General features: G+C 62.4%; 25 protein-coding genes and 1 pseudogene. 20 read left to right on the top strand and 6 right to left on the bottom strand.

The window, feature by feature from the left end; all coding sequences use genetic code 11:
• The first annotated feature begins 31 nt into the window (after positions 1-31).
• The 3 genes and pseudogenes from F2982_RS13325 to F2982_RS13315 all read left to right on the top strand — a co-directional run bounded on the left by F2982_RS13325 (position 32) and on the right by F2982_RS13315 (position 2,394).
• A pseudogene (locus tag F2982_RS13325) lies at positions 32-615 on the top strand (5-formyltetrahydrofolate cyclo-ligase).
• Between the two features lie 2 nt (positions 616-617).
• A complete protein-coding gene (locus tag F2982_RS13320) occupies positions 618-1,442 on the top strand; it encodes a TIGR00282 family metallophosphoesterase (protein ID WP_203428095.1) in 825 nt (274 codons plus the stop codon).
• A 106-nt stretch (positions 1,443-1,548) separates the two neighbouring features.
• Positions 1,549-2,394, top strand: coding sequence for an MBL fold metallo-hydrolase (locus F2982_RS13315; protein WP_203428094.1), 846 nt, complete (start codon positions 1,549-1,551; stop codon positions 2,392-2,394).
• Positions 2,395-2,556: 162 nt separating this feature from the next.
• Here the strand turns inward: F2982_RS13315 and F2982_RS13310 are convergent, their stop codons facing one another.
• On the bottom strand, positions 2,557-3,060 hold the full coding sequence (locus F2982_RS13310) for a pyridoxamine 5'-phosphate oxidase family protein (RefSeq protein WP_112718908.1): 504 nt from the start codon (positions 3,058-3,060) through the stop codon (positions 2,557-2,559).
• Positions 3,061-3,233: 173 nt separating this feature from the next.
• On the opposite strand from F2982_RS13310, the gene F2982_RS13305 reads away from it, so the two are divergent.
• Positions 3,234-3,980 carry a YebC/PmpR family DNA-binding transcriptional regulator gene (locus F2982_RS13305; protein WP_112718853.1) on the top strand — a complete coding sequence of 249 codons (747 nt, stop codon included), beginning with the start codon at positions 3,234-3,236 and terminating at the stop codon, positions 3,978-3,980.
• A gap of 56 nt (positions 3,981-4,036) precedes the next feature.
• Here F2982_RS13305 and F2982_RS13300 read toward each other — a convergent pair whose 3' ends face one another.
• Together F2982_RS13300 and F2982_RS13295 are read right to left on the bottom strand one after the other, a co-directional pair.
• Positions 4,037-4,840, bottom strand: coding sequence for an anti-sigma factor (locus tag F2982_RS13300; protein WP_203428093.1), 804 nt, complete (start codon positions 4,838-4,840; stop codon positions 4,037-4,039).
• Positions 4,837-5,577: a sigma-70 family RNA polymerase sigma factor gene (locus F2982_RS13295; protein WP_203428092.1), complete on the bottom strand. Its 741-nt coding sequence runs from the start codon at positions 5,575-5,577 to the stop codon at positions 4,837-4,839. Before F2982_RS13295 ends, F2982_RS13300 begins: the two co-directional genes overlap by 4 nt.
• A 291-nt stretch (positions 5,578-5,868) precedes the next feature.
• Here F2982_RS13295 and F2982_RS13290 point away from each other — a divergent pair, with 291 nt between their 5' ends.
• The 5 genes from F2982_RS13290 (at position 5,869) to F2982_RS13270 (ending at position 9,028) form a co-directional block, all read left to right on the top strand.
• Positions 5,869-6,843 (top strand): MBL fold metallo-hydrolase, encoded by a 975-nt coding sequence (locus tag F2982_RS13290; protein ID WP_203428091.1) that lies wholly within the window; start codon positions 5,869-5,871, stop codon positions 6,841-6,843.
• 20 nt (positions 6,844-6,863) lie between these two features.
• Entirely contained in the window at positions 6,864-7,349 is a 486-nt protein-coding gene (locus F2982_RS13285; protein ID WP_112718849.1) for a tetratricopeptide repeat protein, read from the top strand.
• A gap of 60 nt (positions 7,350-7,409) precedes the next feature.
• Entirely contained in the window at positions 7,410-7,844 is a 435-nt protein-coding gene (locus F2982_RS13280) for a DoxX family protein (RefSeq protein WP_203428090.1), read from the top strand.
• Between the two features lie 139 nt (positions 7,845-7,983).
• Positions 7,984-8,472 (top strand): invasion associated locus B family protein, encoded by a 489-nt coding sequence (locus F2982_RS13275; RefSeq protein WP_130281973.1) that lies wholly within the window; start codon positions 7,984-7,986, stop codon positions 8,470-8,472.
• A gap of 1 nt (position 8,473) precedes the next feature.
• Positions 8,474-9,028, top strand: a complete 555-nt coding sequence (locus tag F2982_RS13270; protein WP_246777442.1) for an SH3 domain-containing protein — start codon at positions 8,474-8,476, stop codon at positions 9,026-9,028.
• Here the strand turns inward: F2982_RS13270 and F2982_RS13265 are convergent.
• Complete coding sequence (locus F2982_RS13265; RefSeq protein WP_203428089.1) at positions 9,025-10,026, bottom strand: LLM class flavin-dependent oxidoreductase; 1,002 nt, start codon at positions 10,024-10,026, stop codon at positions 9,025-9,027. The two genes, F2982_RS13270 and F2982_RS13265, sit on opposite strands and share 4 nt — an antisense overlap.
• A 168-nt stretch (positions 10,027-10,194) precedes the next feature.
• A complete protein-coding gene (locus F2982_RS13260) occupies positions 10,195-10,590 on the bottom strand; it encodes a DoxX family protein (protein WP_246777441.1) in 396 nt (131 codons plus the stop codon).
• A gap of 83 nt (positions 10,591-10,673) precedes the next feature.
• Between F2982_RS13260 and F2982_RS13255 the strand changes: the two genes are divergently transcribed.
• Together F2982_RS13255 and F2982_RS13250 are read left to right on the top strand one after the other, a co-directional pair.
• The gene (locus F2982_RS13255; protein WP_203428088.1) at positions 10,674-11,246 is read left to right on the top strand and encodes a TetR/AcrR family transcriptional regulator; all 573 of its coding nucleotides are present in this window, start codon (positions 10,674-10,676) and stop codon (positions 11,244-11,246) included.
• 276 nt (positions 11,247-11,522) lie between these two features.
• Positions 11,523-11,690, top strand: coding sequence for a hypothetical protein (locus F2982_RS13250; protein WP_246777440.1), 168 nt, complete (start codon positions 11,523-11,525; stop codon positions 11,688-11,690).
• Positions 11,691-11,757: 67 nt separating this feature from the next.
• Here F2982_RS13250 and F2982_RS13245 read toward each other — a convergent pair whose 3' ends face one another.
• Positions 11,758-14,076 carry a methyl-accepting chemotaxis protein gene (locus F2982_RS13245; protein WP_203428087.1) on the bottom strand — a complete coding sequence of 773 codons (2,319 nt, stop codon included), beginning with the start codon at positions 14,074-14,076 and terminating at the stop codon, positions 11,758-11,760.
• 230 nt (positions 14,077-14,306) lie between these two features.
• Between F2982_RS13245 and ruvC the strand changes: the two genes are divergently transcribed.
• Genes ruvC through F2982_RS13200 form a run of 9 tightly spaced genes read left to right on the top strand, consistent with a single transcriptional unit; the run spans position 14,307 to position 18,691 of the window.
• Positions 14,307-14,819 carry a crossover junction endodeoxyribonuclease RuvC gene (gene ruvC, locus F2982_RS13240; RefSeq protein WP_025555429.1) on the top strand — a complete coding sequence of 171 codons (513 nt, stop codon included), beginning with the start codon at positions 14,307-14,309 and terminating at the stop codon, positions 14,817-14,819.
• A 55-nt stretch (positions 14,820-14,874) separates the two neighbouring features.
• A complete protein-coding gene (locus F2982_RS13235) occupies positions 14,875-15,135 on the top strand; it encodes an AbrB/MazE/SpoVT family DNA-binding domain-containing protein (protein ID WP_025555430.1) in 261 nt (86 codons plus the stop codon).
• On the top strand, positions 15,113-15,532 hold the full coding sequence (locus F2982_RS13230; RefSeq protein WP_203428086.1) for a type II toxin-antitoxin system VapC family toxin: 420 nt from the start codon (positions 15,113-15,115) through the stop codon (positions 15,530-15,532). The genes F2982_RS13235 and F2982_RS13230 overlap by 23 nt, the downstream gene beginning before the upstream one ends.
• A 10-nt stretch (positions 15,533-15,542) precedes the next feature.
• A complete protein-coding gene (ruvA, locus tag F2982_RS13225; protein ID WP_112718840.1) occupies positions 15,543-16,157 on the top strand; it encodes a Holliday junction branch migration protein RuvA in 615 nt (204 codons plus the stop codon).
• A 54-nt stretch (positions 16,158-16,211) separates the two neighbouring features.
• On the top strand, positions 16,212-16,472 hold the full coding sequence (locus tag F2982_RS13220; protein ID WP_203428085.1) for a type II toxin-antitoxin system PrlF family antitoxin: 261 nt from the start codon (positions 16,212-16,214) through the stop codon (positions 16,470-16,472).
• Positions 16,469-16,867, top strand: coding sequence for a type II toxin-antitoxin system VapC family toxin (locus tag F2982_RS13215; protein ID WP_203428084.1), 399 nt, complete (start codon positions 16,469-16,471; stop codon positions 16,865-16,867). Before F2982_RS13220 ends, F2982_RS13215 begins: the two co-directional genes overlap by 4 nt.
• Positions 16,864-17,904: a Holliday junction branch migration DNA helicase RuvB gene (ruvB, locus tag F2982_RS13210; RefSeq protein WP_025555435.1), complete on the top strand. Its 1,041-nt coding sequence runs from the start codon at positions 16,864-16,866 to the stop codon at positions 17,902-17,904. The genes F2982_RS13215 and ruvB overlap by 4 nt, the downstream gene beginning before the upstream one ends.
• A 7-nt stretch (positions 17,905-17,911) precedes the next feature.
• The gene (locus tag F2982_RS13205) at positions 17,912-18,424 is read left to right on the top strand and encodes an NUDIX hydrolase (RefSeq protein WP_203428083.1); all 513 of its coding nucleotides are present in this window, start codon (positions 17,912-17,914) and stop codon (positions 18,422-18,424) included.
• A 48-nt stretch (positions 18,425-18,472) separates the two neighbouring features.
• A complete protein-coding gene (locus F2982_RS13200; protein ID WP_112718836.1) occupies positions 18,473-18,691 on the top strand; it encodes a DUF2945 domain-containing protein in 219 nt (72 codons plus the stop codon).
• The last annotated feature ends 1 nt before the right edge of the window (position 18,692 follow it).

The following is an 18,692-nucleotide window of genomic DNA, read 5'->3' as shown; positions in this document are numbered from 1 at the left end:
GCAGCCGGTCTATGGTCGGCGCATGCAAACCATGTCCAAACAGCTGAAGGCCGACATGCGGGCCGAGCGGCTTTCGCTTCGCGACGCCATCCCGCGGAAATGCGCATCGAAAAGGCGCTCGCCATCGCCGATCACGCCGGCGAGGCCGTCGCCTTCGATCCCGGCACGATCATTTCCGGCTTCCTGCCGATCCGCTCGGAAGCCGATATCCGCCCGCTGATGGCACGCTTTCAGGCGCGCGGCGCCCGGCTCTGCGTGCCTGCCATTCTCGACAAGCAGACCATCGTCTTCCGCGAATTGCTGCGCGATGCGCCACTGATTGCCACCGGCTTCGGCACCTCGGGTCCCGGTCCGGATGCGCCGGTTCTCGACCCCGATATCCTGCTCGTGCCGCTCTCGGCTTTCGATACCCGCGGCCACCGGATCGGCTATGGCGCCGGTTATTATGACCGCGCCATTAGCCTTTTGCGGCAAAAAGGCCGCAAACCAAGGCTGATCGGCATTGCATTCGACTGCCAGGAAGTGGCACATGTGCCCGACGAGCCGCATGACATAAGCCTGGATGCCATCCTGACAGAAAGCGGCCTTCGCTTTTTTGCTTCTTGGATCGGATAGAAATGCGGCTTCTTTTTCTGGGTGACATGGTCGGCAAGACGGGACGCACGGCGGTTTGGGACCGCCTGCCGGGGCTCGTTTCCGACCTGAAACTCGACTTCGTCATCGTCAACGGCGAAAACGCCGCCGGCGGCTTCGGCATCACCGAAGACATCTTTCTCGAGACGATCAATGCCGGCGCCGATGTCGTCACCACGGGCAATCACGTCTGGGACCAGAAGGATGCCGTCGCCTTCGCCGGCCGCCATGACCAGTTTCTGCGCCCGGCCAATTATCCGCAGGGTACGCCCGGCCGTGGCTCCGGCCTCTTCTATGCCCGCAACGGCGCGCGCGTCTTGGTCGCCAACATCATGGGCCGCGTCTTCATGCATCCCGAGCTCGACGATCCCTTCAAGTCGGCCGAGGCAATCCTTTCCGCCTGCCCGCTGAAGGAACAGGCCGACGCGATCATCTTCGACTTTCATGCCGAGGCGACCAGCGAAAAGCAGTGCTTCGGCCATTTCGTCGACGGCCGCGCCAGCTTCGTCGTCGGCACGCACACGCATGTGCCCACCGCCGACCACCAGATCCTGAACGGCGGCACCGCCTACATGTCCGACGCCGGCATGTGCGGCGATTACGATTCCTCGCTCGGCATGGACAAGGAAGAACCGCTCAACCGGTTCATTTCCAAGATGCCGAAGGGGCGGATGGAGGCGGCGACCGGACCGGCGACGATCTGTGGGGTTGGTGTGGAGATTTCGGACAGCACCGGGCTCGCGGAGAAGATTGCGCCGCTGCGGCTGGGGCCGAGACTGGCTGAGACGATTCCGGAGTTTTGGCGGTAGGCTTCGGCGACCACCCCAACACGCAAACGTGAGCACCCCACATCTGGACCCCTGCGGCGCCTTGCCGCATCCTTCCGGCTACCCGTGAAAGCGCCGGAGGGGTGGCATGAAGCCGCAATGTCTTGTCCTCGCGATCGCATGCCTTGCCTCGCTCGCTTTGCCGCAGACAGCAAGCTCCCAGGAACAGCGTAAGAATGTCAGCCAGTGCCAGGCGATCGCGCAGGGAATTCCGAAGGCGCAGTTCGCAAGCTTCTCACCTGGCGCGCCCATCGTCCCGGCCGTCTCCGAAGGCGAAGACGTCACCTTCACCTTCCTCGGCCACTCCACCTTCGAGATCGACACGCCCGGCGGCATCGTCATCGCCACCGATTACAACGGCATCTACCAGCCCTCGGTGACCCCTGATGTCGTCACCATGAACAAGGCGCACCAGACGCATTACACGCTGACGCCGGATCCGGCGATCAAGCATGTGCTGCACGGCTGGAGCGATGTGCCCGGCGAAAAGGCCAAGGTCGATCTGGTCGTCGGCGACGCCTATATCCGCAACGTCACCACCGATATCCGCTTCAGCTACGGCCTCGGCGGATCGCAGCAGGACGGCAATTCGATCTTCATCTTCGAGATCGCCGGCCTCTGCATCGGCCATCTCGGCCACCTGCATTACGAACTGACGGACGCCCATTACACCGAGATCGGCCGCCTCGACATCGTCATGGTGCCTGTTGATGGCGGACTGACGATGGGCCCTGACAGCATGAGCCGGGTGATCAAGCGGCTGCGCTCCTCTATCGTGCTCCCGATGCACCGCCGCGGGCCGCCGGTCGAGCGCTTCCTGTCGATGATCGGCAAGGAATTCGAGATCGTCTATGCGCCGAACGATACGCTGACGGTGTCGCTCAGGACGCTGCCGCGGAAGCCGCAGATTTATGTGATGAAGGATGTGCAGTAGGTAAGGTCGGCGCCCGCAGCCCCCTCACCCTACCCTCTCCCCGAGGGGAGAGGGGGATGTCGAGAGTGAGTCGAGCGTTGCGCCACCTCCCCTTCTCCCCAGCGGGGAGAAGGTGCCCGAAGGGCGGATGAGGGGGCCGCGCGGTAGAACGCCTACGAGACGTCAAGCAAACTGCAAATGCCGCTTGATCCCCACATCCGGCGTCTTCTCATCGTCGAGATTGGCCTTGGCGATCTCCCAGCCGAATTTCAGCTTGCTGCCGGTGGAGACCCATATCTCCGCGTCGTCGACATGCATGGCGAGCATCGTCAGCTTCGGGTCCTTCTTGCCGTTCTCGTACCAGGCGGCGACGATGGAATTCCAGTACTCCTCCACCTTGCCGGGATCGGCCTTGACCTCGATCTTGCCCGCGAGGCACGCATGGTAGTCGTGATCCTTGCCGACCACGCAGAAATGCGCGCGGGCGCCGGACTTGATGGCGCGGGCGATATCGGCATCGGATTTGGTGTAGAACCAGATCGTATTGGTCTTCGGATCGGCATGCGGCGCCATGGGCTGCATATGCATGTCGGCGCCGTCGACGCCGAGCATCCCGGCGTGAATGCCGTTCACCTGCTCCCAGAGCTGCTGTGCCGGATGTTCGCGGGCTTCGCTGAAGCTTGCCATGGCCATTCCTTTCCGTTTGCGTTTCCCGCTCAAAACGTCAGGTCCACCGGCTTTGTTCCGATGATTTGCACAGCCTGTGCAGCAGGGCCGAAAGCTGCTTTCCGCTTGAATACGGCCCGTTTCGCTCTTATAAGGCGGCCCATTCCGAACAATGAGACGTGAACAGGGGTGCCATGGCTGGCCATTCACAGTTTAAAAACATCATGCATCGCAAGGGCCGTCAGGACGCCGTGCGGTCGAAAATGTTCTCCAAGCTGGCGCGCGAAATCACCGTTGCCGCCAAGGCCGGTCTGCCCGACCCGGCGATGAACGCGAGCCTGCGCCTGGCAATCCAGAACGCCAAGGCCCAGTCGATGCCGAAGGACAATATCGACCGCGCCATCAAGAAGGCAGCCGGCAGCGACGGCGAGAACTACGAGCAGATCCGCTACGAAGGCTACGGCCCGGGCGGCACCGCCGTCATCGTCGAGGCGCTGACCGACAACCGCAACCGCACCGCCTCGAATGTCCGCTCGATCTTCACCAAGGCCGGCGGCGCACTCGGCGAAACCGGCTCGGTTTCCTTCTCCTTCGATCACGTCGGCGAAATCACCTACAAGCTTTCGGCAGGCGATGCCGACAAGGTGATGGAAGCAGCGATCGAAGCCGGTGCCGACGACGTCGAGACCGACGAGGAAGGCCACTACATCACGACCGGTTTCGAAAGCCTCGGCGAAGTTGCCAAGGCGCTCGAAGCGACGCTCGGCGAAGCCGAAACCGTCAAGGCCGTCTGGCGCGCCCAGAACAATGTGCCTGTTGATGAGGAAAAGGCCCAGTCGCTGATCAAGATGATCGACAATCTCGAAGACGACGACGACGTCCAGAACGTCTATTCGAACTTCGAAGTCTCCGAAGAAGTGCTGGCCAAGCTTTCGGCTTGATCGCCCCTTTGGGACGGCATTCTAAAGGCGGGCTCAGGCCCGCCTTTTCTTTTGCGTCACATGCCGGCGGCGGCGCGCATGAAGCTTGAGCGGAAGGCGGCGAGGTCTCCTGCGCTGACATCCGACACCGCCCAAAACACCAGCCCGTTGGCCGACCATTTGGCCATGTTGTAGCCGTCGTGTTCGCTGTCCGTTTGTCTGCCCGCAGTCTGCGGCCAGACGAAGAGATTGATGACGTGACCGTTGCGCCTGTAGACGAGCGCCGCCACCACCCGGCCGCCGATATAATCGACCCGGCCCCCGACCAGCGGGAAACCATCCTTGGCGAGATCATTGACCGGCGGCGAGAAATCGATGCGGCCGTTGAACCAGGGCTTGACCGTGTGCTGGTTCGAGGTCTGCACATCGACGAGGTGATCGGCCAGCATCGACTGGACATGGCTAGCGAGCAGCTGGTCCTGAATGCCGAGTTCTGGCGCCGGTGCGTTGACGAACAGCATGGCGCTCGCGGCCAATGCCGCCAGCGACGGCACGAAGCTCCAGTCGCGCACGAAGCGGAAGAAGCGGCTCCATGGGGATGCCGTCTCGACGCGCCTTTGCGCCTGAAGGCCCGCGGCCTGCTCCCGCGAGAGCGCCGTCAGCACCTGCGCGCGCACCTCTTCCGGCATCTTGAAGCGCACGCCATCCCGCCCGATCCGTTGCCGCACCCCACGCACCCTTTCCATCTCCGCCCGGCAATCCGGGCACCCCGCAAGATGAGCCTCCAGTTCCGCTGCGCGCACCAGATCGAGCTCGCCATCGATGAAGGCATGCAGCACCGGTCCCCACTGGTCGCAGCCCTGTTTCGGCGTATCGCTCATGCCCCGACCCCGCCATTTTCGAACGCATCCCAGGCTTCGCCGAATTCGCGCCGCGCGCGGGCGATGCGGGACATGACGGTGCCGATCGGCACGTCGATAACCTCGGCGATCTGTTTGTAGGAAAGCTCCTCCAGTTCGCGCAGCACCAGGATCTCGCGCATCGCTTCCGGCAGCATGGCGATGACATGGCGTACGCGTGAGGACTCGCTCTCGCGGATCATCGCCGTCTCCGCCGTATCGTCATCGGCAGCAATCTCGTGCGCCGGACTTTCGCTCCCGGCATCGCCATCGAGCGGCGTCTCGAAACGCGCCTTGCGCCGCCCCTGCTGCTGCCAGGCGAGATGGCAGTTGCGGACGATCGAAAACACCCAGGCCCTGGGATCACCACCCCGATATGTCTCGAAGCTGCGATAGGCTCGCAAGAACGCATCCTGCACGATATCCTGCGCCGCATCCTGGTCCCGGCTGAGGAAACGCGCGAAATTATAGGCGGCATCCATGTGCGGCAGGATGCTCTGCTGGAAGCGCAGCGTCTGGTCGGCCTGCAGCGGCTGGGCAGCCCGGGCGCGCCCCTGATCGCGGGCCATCTCCATATAGCCGACGAGGACCGACGCGGCCTCGACAAACAGCCGGCTGACAAGCCCGGCCAGCGAACGCGAGCGGCGCCGCCACCGCAGGACGGCCTCGGCCAGCTGGTCATCGAATGGAATGGGGTCGGCAATACTGACTTGGGTCATCACGTCCCCTGCGGCTGCATCCCAGCCGACTCTAATCCTCAGGGCGCCCTGCAGGCAACGCGACCCTTTATCGACTAGATCGATGAGGGCGCCGTTTTATTCCCTCCCCGCTGCATTTTTTTGCGCAATTTCCGCCGCGATAAAAATAGCCGAGTTCTTTCAACGGCTTGATGAGAAAATTCCTGACATCAGGGAATAAGCGCGCAGCCACTCCGGTCTAGTTCTGCAGCGGGGACGTCGAACCTATCCCGGTCCCGCTGAGACAACGGACAAGCCAGAGGAGGCATCCCCATGTTCGAAATGTCACGCCGTACGCTGCTCGGTTCGGCCGCCGCGGCAGCCGCATTCGGCCTCGCATCCAAGCTCGAATTCGTACCGCCGGCCTTCGCCGCATCGGCAGACGAACCGGCCACCGGCTTTTATCGCTACAAGGTCGGCGATATCGAAGTGACCGCCATCTATGACGGCATCTGGCGCAAGCCGCACGATCCCGCCTTCATCAAGGACGTCTCGGTCGACGAGACCAAGCAGGCGCTGGCCGCCGCCCATCTGCCGACCGATTTCATGCCGATCCCGCTGACAGTCGTGGTGCTGAAGGTCGGCGGGCGGCTGATCATGATGGATGCCGGTTCCGGCGTCGGCCAGTGGCAGGCAAACGCCACCCACCTGCCCGGCAACATGGCGGCGGCCGGCATCGACTACCGGAAGATCGACACGGTGATGATCTCGCATTTCCACCCGGATCACGTCTGGGGCTTGATGGAAAAGGGTTCCAACGCACCTGTTTTCCCGAATGCCGAGCTCGTCGTTCATTCCGCCGAGTATAACTGGTGGACCGATCCCGGCCGGGTCGACAAGCTTCCCGAGGGCCGCAAGGGCGCCGGAAAGCGGATCGCCGAAGTCTTCCCGAAATGGAAGAACTGGAAGCTGGTCGAGGACGGCGCGGAAGTGGCACCCGGCATCGAGCTGATTTCGGCGCCTGGCCATACGCCGGGACATTCGACCTATCTGGTCAACTCCGGAAACAGCCAGCTGCTGGTCTCGGCCGACATCATGTACGTGCCGGCCCTGCTCGCCCCGCATCCGGAATGGCAGGGCAGCTACGATCAGGACGGGCCGCTCGCCATTACCAGCCGCCGCAAGCTGATCGATCGCGTCATCGCCGACAAGATCGCCATCTGCGGCTCGCACTTCCCCTTCCCCGGCTCCGGCAGCTTCGTCAAGGACGGAAACGCCTATGCCTTCACACCGACAAGCCAGGCCTGACGCCTGAGGAGATAACAGTCATGAAGCGCTCGTTCACCAGCTACGCCGTTCTCGGCGTCATGGGCTTCTGCGCCCTTTCCGCAGCCGGTTCCGCCATGTCGGCGCTGACGGCAATGCCCGCCTACGCGGTCGACAACATGGAGACCGGCGATGGCCCGGATCTCACCTCCGTCCGCGCCAAGATCGCCGCCAAGGACTATCAGGCGGCGCTCACGGAACTGCGCGGCCTCGCCGAGGATAACCAGCAGGCCGACGTCTACAATCTGCTCGGCTACACACTGCGCATGACCGGCGACTACGAAACGTCGCTGACCTACTACACCAAGGCGCTCGAGCTGCAGCCGGATCACAAGGCGGCACATGAATACCTCGGCGAGCTCTACCTGCAGACCGGCAAACCGGACAAGGCGAACGAACAGCTCGCATCGCTGAAGCAGCTTTGCCCGGCGGGATGCGAGGAGCTTGAAGACCTACAAGAGGCGATCGCCGCACGGGGCGGCAACTGACGGCGATTGCCCCGGGGCGGGCGGCGCTGCCGCTCGCCCTGCTCACCCAAGGAGATGATCATGGAACACTCCCTCCCCCGATCCGCCGGCGCCAATAGGGTGCTGCTTGCAGGACGCCTGCTGCTCTCGGCGATCTTTCTGCATGAGGGCGCGACACTGGCGCTGAATTTCAACGCCACCGCCCAGACCTTCGCCAGGCTCGGTCTCGAACTGCCGGTCGCCATCGGCGTCATCCTGCTGCAGCTCGCCGCCGGCCTCTCGGTCGCAGCCGGATTGGCAACGCGGCTGGGTGCCGCAGCGCTCGGCACCTTCTGCCTGCTGACGGCCCTGCTCTTCCACACGGATTTCACCAGCCAGAACGAACTCCTGCATTTCGAGAAGGACTTCGCCATCGCCGGCGGCATGTTCGTGCTGGCGATATCGGGTGCCGGCGCGCTGTCGATCGACGCCGTGCTGAAGCGAAACTGCGCGGCGCCGATTGCCGCTCTGCTGTGATCTGGATCAAAGCGGTTCACAGCTCCGTGAACCGCCGCCTGTTTTTAAGGAAGCGGTAACGCTGCCGCCTTTCAATGCCCCTGCCTCCAGCCGGTCTGTCTCAGGCCAGCGTCCTTCACACCATCGGCGGGGATATGCCATGAAGAAACTTGCTCTCGTTCTCTCCTTTTCGTTGCTCGGCGCCTTCGCCGCGCAAGCGCAGCCTTCGATGGTCAAGCGCTTCAACGATTGGGGCGTCTACTCCTACAAGGCCAACGGCCAGACCGTCTGCTACCTCCTGACGGTGCCGACCGGGCAGACGCCTGCCAACGTCAGCCACGGCAACAACTTCTTCATGGTCGGCCCCGGCGCCTCGGGCCAGTTCGAGCCGCAGGCCCGCATGGGCTACGAACTGAAGGACAGTTCGCGCGTCAAGGTCCGCATCGGCGACCAGACCTTCTGGATGTTCACCCGCGAGAACGCTGCCTGGATGCAGCACGAGGAGCGTGAGCCCGAGATGATCCGCGCCATGCGCGGCGGCAGCGAGATGGTTCTGGAGGCGACCTCCAGCCGCGGCACCGATACGAGCTACACCTATTCCCTCGACGGCATCACCGCCGCGCTGAAGCAGGTCAGCAAGTGCAACTGACGTGGGCATCCCCTTGCGTCTCGGCCGCACCAGAGGGCTTCTAGCCCTCGCCTTCTCACTCCTTGCGCCGCTGATGGCCAGCGAGGCATCCGCCATCCCCGACACCGCGACGAAAGGCCGGGAGACCGGTCTGCCGGTTCCCCGCTTCGTCTCGCTGAAAACCGGCAATGCGCGCATGCGCATCGGCCCGTCGCTCGATTACGGCACCAAGTGGATCTATGTGAAATCGGGCCTGCCGCTGGAGATCACCGCCGAATACGATAACTGGCGCCAAGTGCGCGATAGCGACGGCATCTCCGGCTGGATGCACCGCGCGCTGCTGTCGTCACGCCGGACCGCCGTCATCGGTCCGTGGCTGAAACAGCCGGCCAGCCTGCACAAGGCGGCGCGCGAAAACGCGGCGGTCTCCGCCGAGCTGATGGCCCGCGTCCTCGTTCATATCAAGAGCTGCGACGGAAGCTGGTGCGCCATCGATCTGCCGCACCAGGATCTCTCCGGCTTCGTCGAGCAGGCCGCCCTCTGGGGCGTCTATCCCGGCGAGACGATTGGCGATTAGGCGGCCGCGCTCATGAAGCTGCCGAGGCCGGCGAACAGCTCGACCGATTTCAGCCTGGCCTCGATATCGTGGATCGGCATGGAGATGATCAGCTCGTCGGCCTCGGTTTCCTTCAGGAATTCCTTGAGCTTCGCCTCCGCCGTCTGCGGCGAACCGACAACGGCGTAGCGCAGCGTATGCTCGACATTGAGCTTCTCCATCGGCGACCAGAAGCTCTCCATATCCTTCACCGGCTTCGGGAACTGGCCGCGCACATTGCGCCTCAGATTGACGAACTGCTGCTGCGCCGAAGTGAAGTGATACTCCGCCTCTTCGTCTGTCGGCGCCACCGAGCCCATGACGCCCGCCATCACATAAGGCTGATCGAGAACGGCCGACGGCTGGAACTTGCTGCGATAGATATCGATCGCATCGAGCAGCGAATCCGGCGCGAAATGCGAGGCGAAGGCATAGGGCAGACCGAGCATGGCGGCGAGCTGCGCGCTGTAGAGGCTGGAACCGAGCAGCCAGATCGGCACATGGCTCCGGTTGCCGGGAACGGCGAGGATCGCCTGGTTCTCGACCGGCTCGCCGAGCAGCTGCTGCAACTCGACGACATCGTGCGGGAAGCTCTGTGCACCGGCATCGAGATTGCGCCGCAGCGCCTGGGCGGTGCGCATATCCGTGCCCGGCGCCCGGCCGAGGCCGAGATCGACGCGGCCCGGGAAAAGCGCTGCCAGCGTGCCGAACTGCTCGGCAATGACGAGCGGCGAATGGTTGGGCAGCATGATGCCGCCCGAGCCGATGCGGATCGACTTCGTCGCCGCACCGACATGGCCGATCACCACCGCCGTCGCAGCGCTGGCGATACCGGGCATGCCGTGATGCTCGGCAAGCCAGAAGCGCTTGTAGCCATATTCCTCCGCCTTCTGCGCCATCCGGGCAGAACCGGCGAGAGATTGACTGACGGTCGTGCCTTCTGGAACGGGCGAGAGGTCGAGGATGGAAAAGGGGATCATGAAAACCTGCCGGTCGGGAATGTGGGGCTACCGGCTATGTAGGTGGTGAGGGCGCCGCATCCAAACCCCGCGGCGAAGAAAAAGGGCTGGTTGCTTGGTCAGCAAATAGATGACGCTGTTCGACGTTCGGCGGTTTTGATGTTTGAGGCCGACGGTTTCCCATCGAAACTACGAGAACTGGACTAATGCTGCGATGATCAGAAGCAACAGGAATACCGCCGGCGGCGGGATGTGGCGAAAGTCACGCGCTCGCACGACAGCGAAGATCGCTGCAGTCATGATGCAAGCCCCAAGCGCCACTCCAAGCGTGAATGTCGGGCGCAGGACAAGAAGAACAGCGGTCGTGAATTCAAGCAGCGCGGTGATCCAGCACCACCACCATGGAAATCCGTAACGCACGAATTCTTCGCGGATCGGCTTGCGAGCACTGGCGTTGACGATGCTGCCGATGAGAAACGCCGCAGCAGCAGCCAGCGTCGCGGCATTGCCGAGCGAAAATGAAATCAGGTTGGACATTGGAAGACCATAACGTTCGATCGCCGTCGCGACGATAGCGGCGAACATAAATATAGCATTGCTAGATTATCAATCGTTGCCATGAATAATTAAGATCGCTAAAGTCCTGCCGAGGGATCGACGGGGCAAGCATGGGTATCAGCGAGCGTAAAGAGCGGGAAAGAGCGGAGCGGGAGCAGCGGATCATCGTGGCGGCTAGAATGCTTGCCGAAAGGGATGGCTGGGCGTCAGTCACCGTCCGACGCCTTGCACAGGAGATCGAGTACAGTCAGCCCGTACTCTACGCCCATTTCGAAAACCGTGACGCGATCGTCGGCGCGGTCGCGCTTGAGGGTTTTGCAGAGCTGGGGCCGGCGTTGCGGGCGTCGGTCGCCAGAGATGCAACGCCGGCAGAGGCTATCGAAGCCGTCGCAACGGCTTACCTTGAGTTCGCATTCGAAAGGCCAGCTCTGTACGAAGCCATGTTCGTTCTGCCGAGCGGCCTTCGGTTCGCAAAGTCCGATACCCCTCAGGTCCTGCGCGATGGGTTCGGGGCCATGATGGCGGTCGTTGAACCGTTTTGCGCCGATCCTGAAATAGCGACTGAGTCTTTTTGGGCTGCCTTGCACGGATTGGCGGAGCTTGAGCGCCATGGGCGCATCAGGGCGGCGTTCCGCGGCGAGCGGGTGAAGTATATCGTTTCGATATTTGCGAATGTGAGCTGAGCGACCGGCAAGCTTTCGGTTCATGCGATGTCCGCAAGTGGTGCAAAGCGGTCCATTGCCGGTGTCGGCTTCAGCTCTAAGCGGTCACTCCGTGAAACCACGGATCAGCCCAAGTAAGCACCACCTACTATTACATATCTGCTTTGCATAATCGGAAGTAGGCGCTTGCCCGATATGGGATCATAAGGAGCGCAGCTGATACACATAAGAGTTTTTAGTATGGATTGGGTCCCGGTAGTCTTCGTTACATTCAAGGTTCTTGCCCTGGGAATAGCGATGTTCTTCGCCATCAAATGGCATTATGACCGAGCGGAGAAGGGCGACAGGCGAGCGCTGCTGCGATCGGGCGGCATGATGGCTGCACTCTTCGCGGTAGCGGTATTGGGCGTGGGGCTCGCTGCCTTCCTGCTGAGCAGGAAGCTCGGTCTGGACCTGAGCCTCTGATGAGGCCGCTGTTTCAAGCGACTCCAGACCGAACTTGATGGCTGGAGTCGCCTGACCTTTGCAGGCGTTACGAAGCCCGGCGATGCCGGAGCACATGTACTTCCGCGCTCTGGTGATGGTGGCCCTGCGGGAGCGTGAAGTTGCCGAGCTGACGGTCCATCTCCAGCGCTTCGCTGGCGAGGCGATGGATCGCCGCCGTGCTTTCCTCGACCATCGCCGCATTCTGCTGCGTCATCGAATCCAGTTCGGCGACCGCGCTGTTGATCTGGCGCAGCGTATCGGCCTCTTCGCGGGTCGATTCCATGATCTCGTGGATCTGGCCGTTGATCGCCTCGACATGGCTGCCGATGCCGGTGAGCGCGACGCCCGCCCGCTCGACCAGCGACACGCCGCTTTCGACCTCATGCGTCGATTTCTGCAGCAGGCTGGCGATTTCCTTGGCGGCACTCGACGAGCGCTGCGCCAGTTCGCGCACTTCCATGGCGACGACGGCGAAGCCCTTGCCGGATTCACCGGCGCGCGCAGCCTCGACGCCGGCATTCAGGGCCAGCAGGTTGGTCTGGAAGGCGATCTCGTCGATCACAGAGATGATCGAGTTGATCTGGCGCGATGAGGCCTGGATGGCTTCCATCGCCGCGATCGTCTCGCGCATGATGTCGCTGGAGCCTGAGGTTTCCTTCTTGGCGTCGCGCGCGATCCGCTCGGCCTGTTCGGCACGCTCGATCTGAATGCGGACCGACTGGGTGATCGCATCAATCGCATTGGCGGTCTCGGTGATCGAGGCAGCCTGACGCTCGGTGCGGCCGGCAAGATCGTCGGCGCCGTTGCGCATCTCTTCCGAGCCGGAGCGGACGGCCATCGAGTTTCCGCCGATCGCCGTCATCGTTTCGCTGAGCGTCGCAAGCGCCTCGTTGAAATTGACGCGCAGGCCTTCGAGCTCGCCCGGGAAACGGGTGTCGATCTGGTAGGCGAGATTGCCATGCGCCAGATGATGCAAGCCCTCGTCGAGCGCCTGGACGACATCCTGCAGGCTCTTCGCCTCGGCTTCGCGCTGCATCAGATTTTCCTGACGCTCGCGCTCCGCCAGCGAACGGGTCTCCGCACTTGCGGCTTCCAGCTCGCGGCTGTCGAGCAGCGACTGCTTGAAGCGCGCCAGCGCCTTGGCCATCGTGCCGATCTCGTCATGGCGGTTCTGGCTGCCGATCTCGGTATCCAGCTTGCCGTCGGCGACGTCGCGGGTATTGCCGGCGAGACGGGCGAGCGGCGAGAACAGCAGCTTGGTGATCAGGCCGGTAGCGATCGCCATGACGACGAGCGCGCCGAGGCCGATCATCGTCAGCAGCGTGGCAATCTCGATCGAGCCGGCATTCAGCTCGCTGAGGCGGACGCTCTCGACCACCAGGAAACGGTCGCCGTGATAATCGATGCCGCGGACATAGGCACGCGCCGTGCCGTCGCTGCGGGCGAAATCATCGACCGTCATGCCCTGGCTGTTGGCAAGCGCATCCGGAATGAAAGTGAAGGCGGCGGTATCGAGCGTCGCGAGCTTGCTCTCGGCATTGAGGCCGATCGCGGAACCATCCGACGAGATGATCGCGGCCTGCGCCGTGCTGCCCGAAACGATGCCCTTCGACAGGATGCTGGAGACGATATCGTCACGCACCTTGAAAAGAATGATGCCCTTGGCCTGGCCGAGCTTGACGATCGGCACGGCATAGAAGATCGCCGACTTGCCGGCATCGACCCGCAGGCCGGAGAAAGCCGTCGGCGCGGAATCGTCAGTTGCCTTCGCGGTGTTCTCGACAGCCTTCGCATAGGCCAGACCCGCGCCGGTCGCCTTCCAGGCGTCAGCCTTCAGGTTTTCGGCGAAATTGTCGTCCTTCTTGTAGGAATAGAGGACGGAGCCATCCATGTCGGTGATCAGCAGATCGCTGAAGGCGGTGTTTTCGAGGTCGCGGGCGACTTCGCCCTGCGTCTTCTCATGGTTCGAATAGTAGAACCCGCTAGGACCTTCCGGCTTCAGCAGCTTCTCGCGCTGGTCGGCCGGGTTCGGGTTGTTGGTGATGAACACCTTCTTGAGTTCGGCGCGTGCATCGCCCGAGGACTTCTCGATTGTCTTCCAGCCACTCTTCAGGCTGGTGATCGACATCTGCAGCGCCTCGATGCGCGCAATCGAATTCGCCTGGTTTTCGAGCTGCTCCAGCTGATCCTGCAGCATGTCGCCGCGGAAGATGAGCACGCTCTCCTTCGCCTTCAGCGCCTGATCGTCGGAAATGCGGCTGCTGGCAAAATAGCCGAGCACGCTGATGGTGCTGACGGCAAGCGCCGTGAGCAGAATGAATGTCGCGATAACTTTAAAGGAAAGAGACTGAAATCTCTGCGCCATGAACTAGAACCCTTCCGGAGCGGTTTGCCTGGCTTTTTCGCAGCTGGCTTGACCGAAAACAGAACATCGGGGGCCTTGACCTTCCGAAAAAGCGGCCCTCTCACATTTGATGGATTAGATTTCAGACAACTGATTTAATTCGCAGTAAACAGCGCCACGCAAAACCTCAGATGTTTTTGTTTTGTTCACATATCGATGGCAGATATTTTACAACTGCAATATGGTGAGCCATGCAAAACACGATTCGCATCATCGGCATCGATCCCGGCCTGCGCCGCACGGGATGGGGTGTTATCGACACGCTGGGCAATTCGCTGCGCTTCGTCGCCTCCGGCACGGTCACATCGGACGGCGACATGGACCTCGCGTCGCGCCTCTGCCAGCTGCATGACGGGCTCGCCGAAATCGTCCACAGCTACAAGCCGGACGAAGCGGCCGTCGAGCAGACCTTCGTCAACAAGGACGCCGTCGCCACGCTGAAGCTCGGCCAGGCCCGCGGTATCGCCATGCTGGTTCCCGCCCGCGCCGGCCTGCCCGTCGCCGAATACGCCCCGAACGCCGTGAAGAAGGCCGTCATCGGCGTCGGCCATGGCGAGAAGCAGCAGATCCACATGATGCTGAAGATCCTGATGCCGAAGGTGGAATTCAAGGGCAACGACGCCGCCGACGCACTCGCCATCGCCATCTGCCACGCCCACAACCGCGGCGGCACCCGGATGCGCATGGCGGCGCTGGCGGGATGATTTGTTCTTGACTTGTTCCGCCTCCGTCGCTAGGTATTACTTGAGAGGTATTACCATGCGCGTGACGGAAAAAGGTCAGGTGACCATCCCGAAAGACATTCGCGACCACCTGGGCATCAGCCCGGGCTCGGAGGTCGAATTCATCGCCGGCGACAATGCCGCCACGCTCGTCAAGGTCAAGGGAAGTGAGCCCGATGCGCGCGGCTTCGATGAGTGGGCCGCCGATGTCGAAGGCACTCTTGATCTCGAAGGCATGACCACCGACGAATATATGGAATGGATCAGGGGGCCGCGTGACGATCTCGACCGTCATTGACACCAACGTCCTGATCGATGTTCTCGGACCGCAGACCGCCCTCAGACCCTGGTCTATCAAGGCACTCAAGCGATGTGCCGGTGAAGGCCCATTGATATTGACACCGATCGTATGGGCAGAGCTGGCCGCGACGTCAGCGGCAGAAGAGAAGCTGTTGAGGGCGCTGTCCTGGCTGGGCCTCGTGCGGCAGGAACTGCCTTTCGAGGCGGCCTTTCGCGCGGGTAAGGCGCATCGGCGCTATCGCGATGCTGGAGGGCAGCGGGATCGAACCCTTCCTGATTTTCTGGTCGGAGCCCATGCGGAATGGGGCCGCCACCGGCTGCTGACGCGTGACGGCGCGCGCTATCGCTCCTATTTCCCGGCGCTCGACCTCATCTCTCCCGAAACCCACCCCTGACGGACGTATCATGATCGGAAAGCTGAAAGGCACTGTTGAGGAAATCGGCGACGACTATGTGCTCGTCGATGTGCACGGCGTCTGCTACGTCGCCTATTGCTCCGGCCGCACGCTCTCGAAGATCGGCTCGGTCGGCGAGGCCTGCGTGCTCTTCATCGAGACCTATGTGCGCGAGGACCAGCTGAAGCTCTTCGGCTTCATGAGCGTGCTCGAGCGCGAGTGGTTCAACCTGTTGCAGAGCGTCCAGGGCGTCGGCGCCAAAGTAGCGCTGGCCGTACTTTCGACCCTGACGCCGGCCGAGCTCGCGAACGCTATTGCCTTGCAGGACAAGACCGCCGTCTCCCGCGCCCAGGGCGTCGGCCCCAAGGTTGCCGTCCGCATCGTCACCGAGCTCAAGAACAAGGCGCCCGCCTATGCCGGCGAGGCGATCAACATGGGCCTCAAGCAGGAGATCGGCGAAGGCGTCGCCTCCGCCCCGGTCGCAGACGCCGTCTCGGCGCTGACAAACCTCGGCTACTCGCGCGATCAGGCGGCAAATGCCGTTGCGGCCGCAATGAAGACCGCGGGGGAAGGCGCCGACAGCGCCAAGCTGATCCGGTTGGGGTTGAAGGAATTGTCGCGATGAATTCCTTGCTGCTGGCTACACTCCTTACTATAATGGAAATGTAAGGAGGACCCGATGAACGTCTACTACGGCACTCTGACATCAAAAGGCCAGACAACGGTTCCCGCCGAAGTCCGCGAGCTGTTGAACCTTAAGCCTGGCGACAAAATTCGGTACATCCATCGCGATGGTGCGGTTTTCATCAAGGCGAAGAACAAGCGCGCGATCGATCTCGCAGGCAAGTTCTACGATCCCAATCGTCCGGCATTTTCTCTTGAGGACATGGACCAGGCGGTTGGAGATGCGATAGCGCACCGGGTCGCCGCAGCAGAATGATCGGCCTCGACACAAACATCTTGCTTCGTCTTTTCCTCAAGGACGAAGCCGAGCAGGCGAAGAAAGCCGAGGCTCTCTTCGCATCGCTTCCGGAGATCGGACCGGGTTATGTCAGCTGTATCACCCTGATGGAACTGACATGGTTTCTGCGGCAGCGCATCAAGTTGACGCGCGCAGATGTTATGGAAGCCGTTTCCGATTTGCTGGACGCTGCCGACCTGATCCTGGAGAATGAGAACGTCGTCGAAGAGACGCTTGGCATAATGGCCGATACAACAGCCGAATTCGCCGATGTTTTCATAGCCCTGCGAAATCGAGACGCCGGCTGCTCCGCTACCAAGACTTTCGATCAGCGAGCTGCCAAAGCTGTCCCCGGAATGGAACTACTTGCATGAGTGAAGAAACCCGCCTGATATCGCCGGAGAAGCGGGGCGAAGACCTGGATGTGACGCTGCGCCCGCAGTCGTTGGACGAGTTTACCGGCCAGGCGGAAGCGCGCGCCAATCTGAAGATCTTCATCGAGGCCGCCAAGAACCGTGGCGAGGCGCTGGATCACGTGCTCTTCGTCGGCCCGCCCGGCCTCGGCAAGACGACGCTGGCGCAGATCATGGCGAAGGAGCTCGGCGTCAACTTCCGCTCGACCTCCGGCCCTGTTATCGCCAAGGCCGGCGATCTTGCGGCGCTGCTCACCAATCTCGAAGAGCGTGACGTGCTCTTCATCGACGAAATCCACCGCCTCAACCCGGCCGTCGAGGAAATCCTCTATCCGGCGATGGAGGACTTCCAGCTCGACCTGATCATCGGCGAAGGCCCGGCGGCCCGCTCGGTGAAGATCGACCTGTCGAAATTCACGCTGGTTGCCGCCACCACCCGTCTCGGCCTGCTGACGACGCCGCTGCGTGATCGCTTCGGCATTCCGGTTCGCCTCTCCTTCTATACGGTCGAGGAACTGGAACTGATCGTGCGCCGCGGCGCCCGGCTGATGAACCTGCCGATGACCGATGAGGGTGCCCGCGAAATCGCCCGGCGCGCCCGTGGCACGCCGCGCATCGCCGGCCGCCTGCTGCGCCGCGTGCGCGATTTCGCCGAGGTTGCCCGAGCCGAAGCCGTCACCCGCGAGATCGCCGATGAGGCGCTCACCCGCCTGCTCGTCGACAATGTCGGTCTCGACCAGCTCGACAAGCGCTATCTGAACATGATCGCCGTCAATTTCGGCGGCGGCCCGGTCGGCATCGAAACCATCGCCGCCGGTCTCTCGGAGCCGCGCGATGCGATCGAGGACATCATCGAGCCCTACATGATCCAGCAGGGCTTCATCCAGCGCACGCCGCGCGGCCGCGTCCTGACCGCGACGGCCTGGAAGCACCTGGGCATGCAGCCGCCGAAGGATCTCGAAGCGGCGCAATTCCGCCTCTTCCAGGGCGACGAGTGAGAGCACCATGCCCAAGAGAACGATGATCCGGCTGAATGGACCTGCCGGACGTTTCAACTACCGCATTGCCGGGCTCGCCTTTCGCGAGGGCCATGTGCTGGTACATCGCGCCGTCCATGAGCCGTTCTGGACCTTTCCCGGCGGCCGCGCCGAGATCGGCGAGACGTCCGAAGAGACCTTGAAGCGTGAGATGGTCGAGGAGCTCGGCGTCTCGGTCGAGGTCGGACGCCTTCTCTGGATCGTCGAAAACTTCTTCCATTATGAGAAGCGCGACTGGCACGAGCTGGGCTTCTATTACCTGATGGAGGTCCCCGAAAGCTTCCCCTTCCGGCCCCATGACGTCGTCCATCAGCTCGAAGACGGCAAGGACGTCCTCGAATTCAAGTGGGTGCCTGCGACCAAGGAAGCGCTGAAGGCTCTCGACATTCCTCCCTATTTCATCGCCGACGAGATCGAGCAGCTGCCGGCAACGACGCGGCACGTTGTCTGGCGCGACGGCGATCTCGATCGCGACATCTGAGGGAACCCCGCACCGCCTTGCGCATTGCCACTCCGAAAGGAGATCGCCATGCAAAAATACCGGACTGGCGCGAGCGTCGAATGGAAATGGGGCAAGGGCACTGGAACCGGAAAAATCAGGCAGAGCTTTACCGATGACGTCGAGCGGACGATCGAAGGCGCCGTCATCAAGCGGAAGGCGAGCCCGGAGGAGCCGGCCTACCTGATCGAACAGGAGGATGGCGGCCGGGTGCTGAAAAGCCATTCCGAGCTGCATAGACACGGCTGAC

The sequence above is a fragment of the Rhizobium sp. BG4 genome (assembly GCF_016864575.1).
Lineage (GTDB): Bacteria > Pseudomonadota > Alphaproteobacteria > Rhizobiales > Rhizobiaceae > Rhizobium.
This window is presented reverse-complemented; position numbering and strand designations above follow the sequence as displayed.

What these genes read in the sequence shown, in the direction of transcription:
- F2982_RS13250 (WP_246777440.1), top strand. Translation starts at nt 11,523, where the DNA reads ATGTTCTTCGCCATCAAATGGCATTATGACCGAGCGGAGAAGGGCGAC.
- F2982_RS13220 (WP_203428085.1), top strand. Translation starts at nt 16,212, where the DNA reads ATGAACGTCTACTACGGCACTCTGACATCAAAAGGCCAGACAACGGTT.
- F2982_RS13315 (WP_203428094.1), top strand. Translation starts at nt 1,549, where the DNA reads ATGAAGCCGCAATGTCTTGTCCTCGCGATCGCATGCCTTGCCTCGCTC.
- F2982_RS13305 (WP_112718853.1), top strand. Translation starts at nt 3,234, where the DNA reads ATGGCTGGCCATTCACAGTTTAAAAACATCATGCATCGCAAGGGCCGT.
- F2982_RS13320 (WP_203428095.1), top strand. Translation starts at nt 618, where the DNA reads ATGCGGCTTCTTTTTCTGGGTGACATGGTCGGCAAGACGGGACGCACG.
- F2982_RS13275 (WP_130281973.1), top strand. Translation starts at nt 7,984, where the DNA reads ATGAAGAAACTTGCTCTCGTTCTCTCCTTTTCGTTGCTCGGCGCCTTC.
- ruvA (WP_112718840.1), top strand. Translation starts at nt 15,543, where the DNA reads ATGATCGGAAAGCTGAAAGGCACTGTTGAGGAAATCGGCGACGACTAT.
- F2982_RS13255 (WP_203428088.1), top strand. Translation starts at nt 10,674, where the DNA reads ATGGGTATCAGCGAGCGTAAAGAGCGGGAAAGAGCGGAGCGGGAGCAG.
- F2982_RS13215 (WP_203428084.1), top strand. Translation starts at nt 16,469, where the DNA reads ATGATCGGCCTCGACACAAACATCTTGCTTCGTCTTTTCCTCAAGGAC.
- F2982_RS13260 (WP_246777441.1), bottom strand. Translation starts at nt 10,590, where the DNA reads ATGTTCGCCGCTATCGTCGCGACGGCGATCGAACGTTATGGTCTTCCA.
- F2982_RS13265 (WP_203428089.1), bottom strand. Translation starts at nt 10,026, where the DNA reads ATGATCCCCTTTTCCATCCTCGACCTCTCGCCCGTTCCAGAAGGCACG.
- F2982_RS13280 (WP_203428090.1), top strand. Translation starts at nt 7,410, where the DNA reads ATGGAACACTCCCTCCCCCGATCCGCCGGCGCCAATAGGGTGCTGCTT.
- F2982_RS13205 (WP_203428083.1), top strand. Translation starts at nt 17,912, where the DNA reads ATGCCCAAGAGAACGATGATCCGGCTGAATGGACCTGCCGGACGTTTC.
- ruvC (WP_025555429.1), top strand. Translation starts at nt 14,307, where the DNA reads ATGCAAAACACGATTCGCATCATCGGCATCGATCCCGGCCTGCGCCGC.
- F2982_RS13295 (WP_203428092.1), bottom strand. Translation starts at nt 5,577, where the DNA reads ATGACCCAAGTCAGTATTGCCGACCCCATTCCATTCGATGACCAGCTG.
- ruvB (WP_025555435.1), top strand. Translation starts at nt 16,864, where the DNA reads ATGAGTGAAGAAACCCGCCTGATATCGCCGGAGAAGCGGGGCGAAGAC.
- F2982_RS13245 (WP_203428087.1), bottom strand. Translation starts at nt 14,076, where the DNA reads ATGGCGCAGAGATTTCAGTCTCTTTCCTTTAAAGTTATCGCGACATTC.
- F2982_RS13200 (WP_112718836.1), top strand. Translation starts at nt 18,473, where the DNA reads ATGCAAAAATACCGGACTGGCGCGAGCGTCGAATGGAAATGGGGCAAG.
- F2982_RS13310 (WP_112718908.1), bottom strand. Translation starts at nt 3,060, where the DNA reads ATGGCAAGCTTCAGCGAAGCCCGCGAACATCCGGCACAGCAGCTCTGG.
- F2982_RS13285 (WP_112718849.1), top strand. Translation starts at nt 6,864, where the DNA reads ATGAAGCGCTCGTTCACCAGCTACGCCGTTCTCGGCGTCATGGGCTTC.
- F2982_RS13290 (WP_203428091.1), top strand. Translation starts at nt 5,869, where the DNA reads ATGTTCGAAATGTCACGCCGTACGCTGCTCGGTTCGGCCGCCGCGGCA.
- F2982_RS13300 (WP_203428093.1), bottom strand. Translation starts at nt 4,840, where the DNA reads ATGAGCGATACGCCGAAACAGGGCTGCGACCAGTGGGGACCGGTGCTG.
- F2982_RS13235 (WP_025555430.1), top strand. Translation starts at nt 14,875, where the DNA reads ATGCGCGTGACGGAAAAAGGTCAGGTGACCATCCCGAAAGACATTCGC.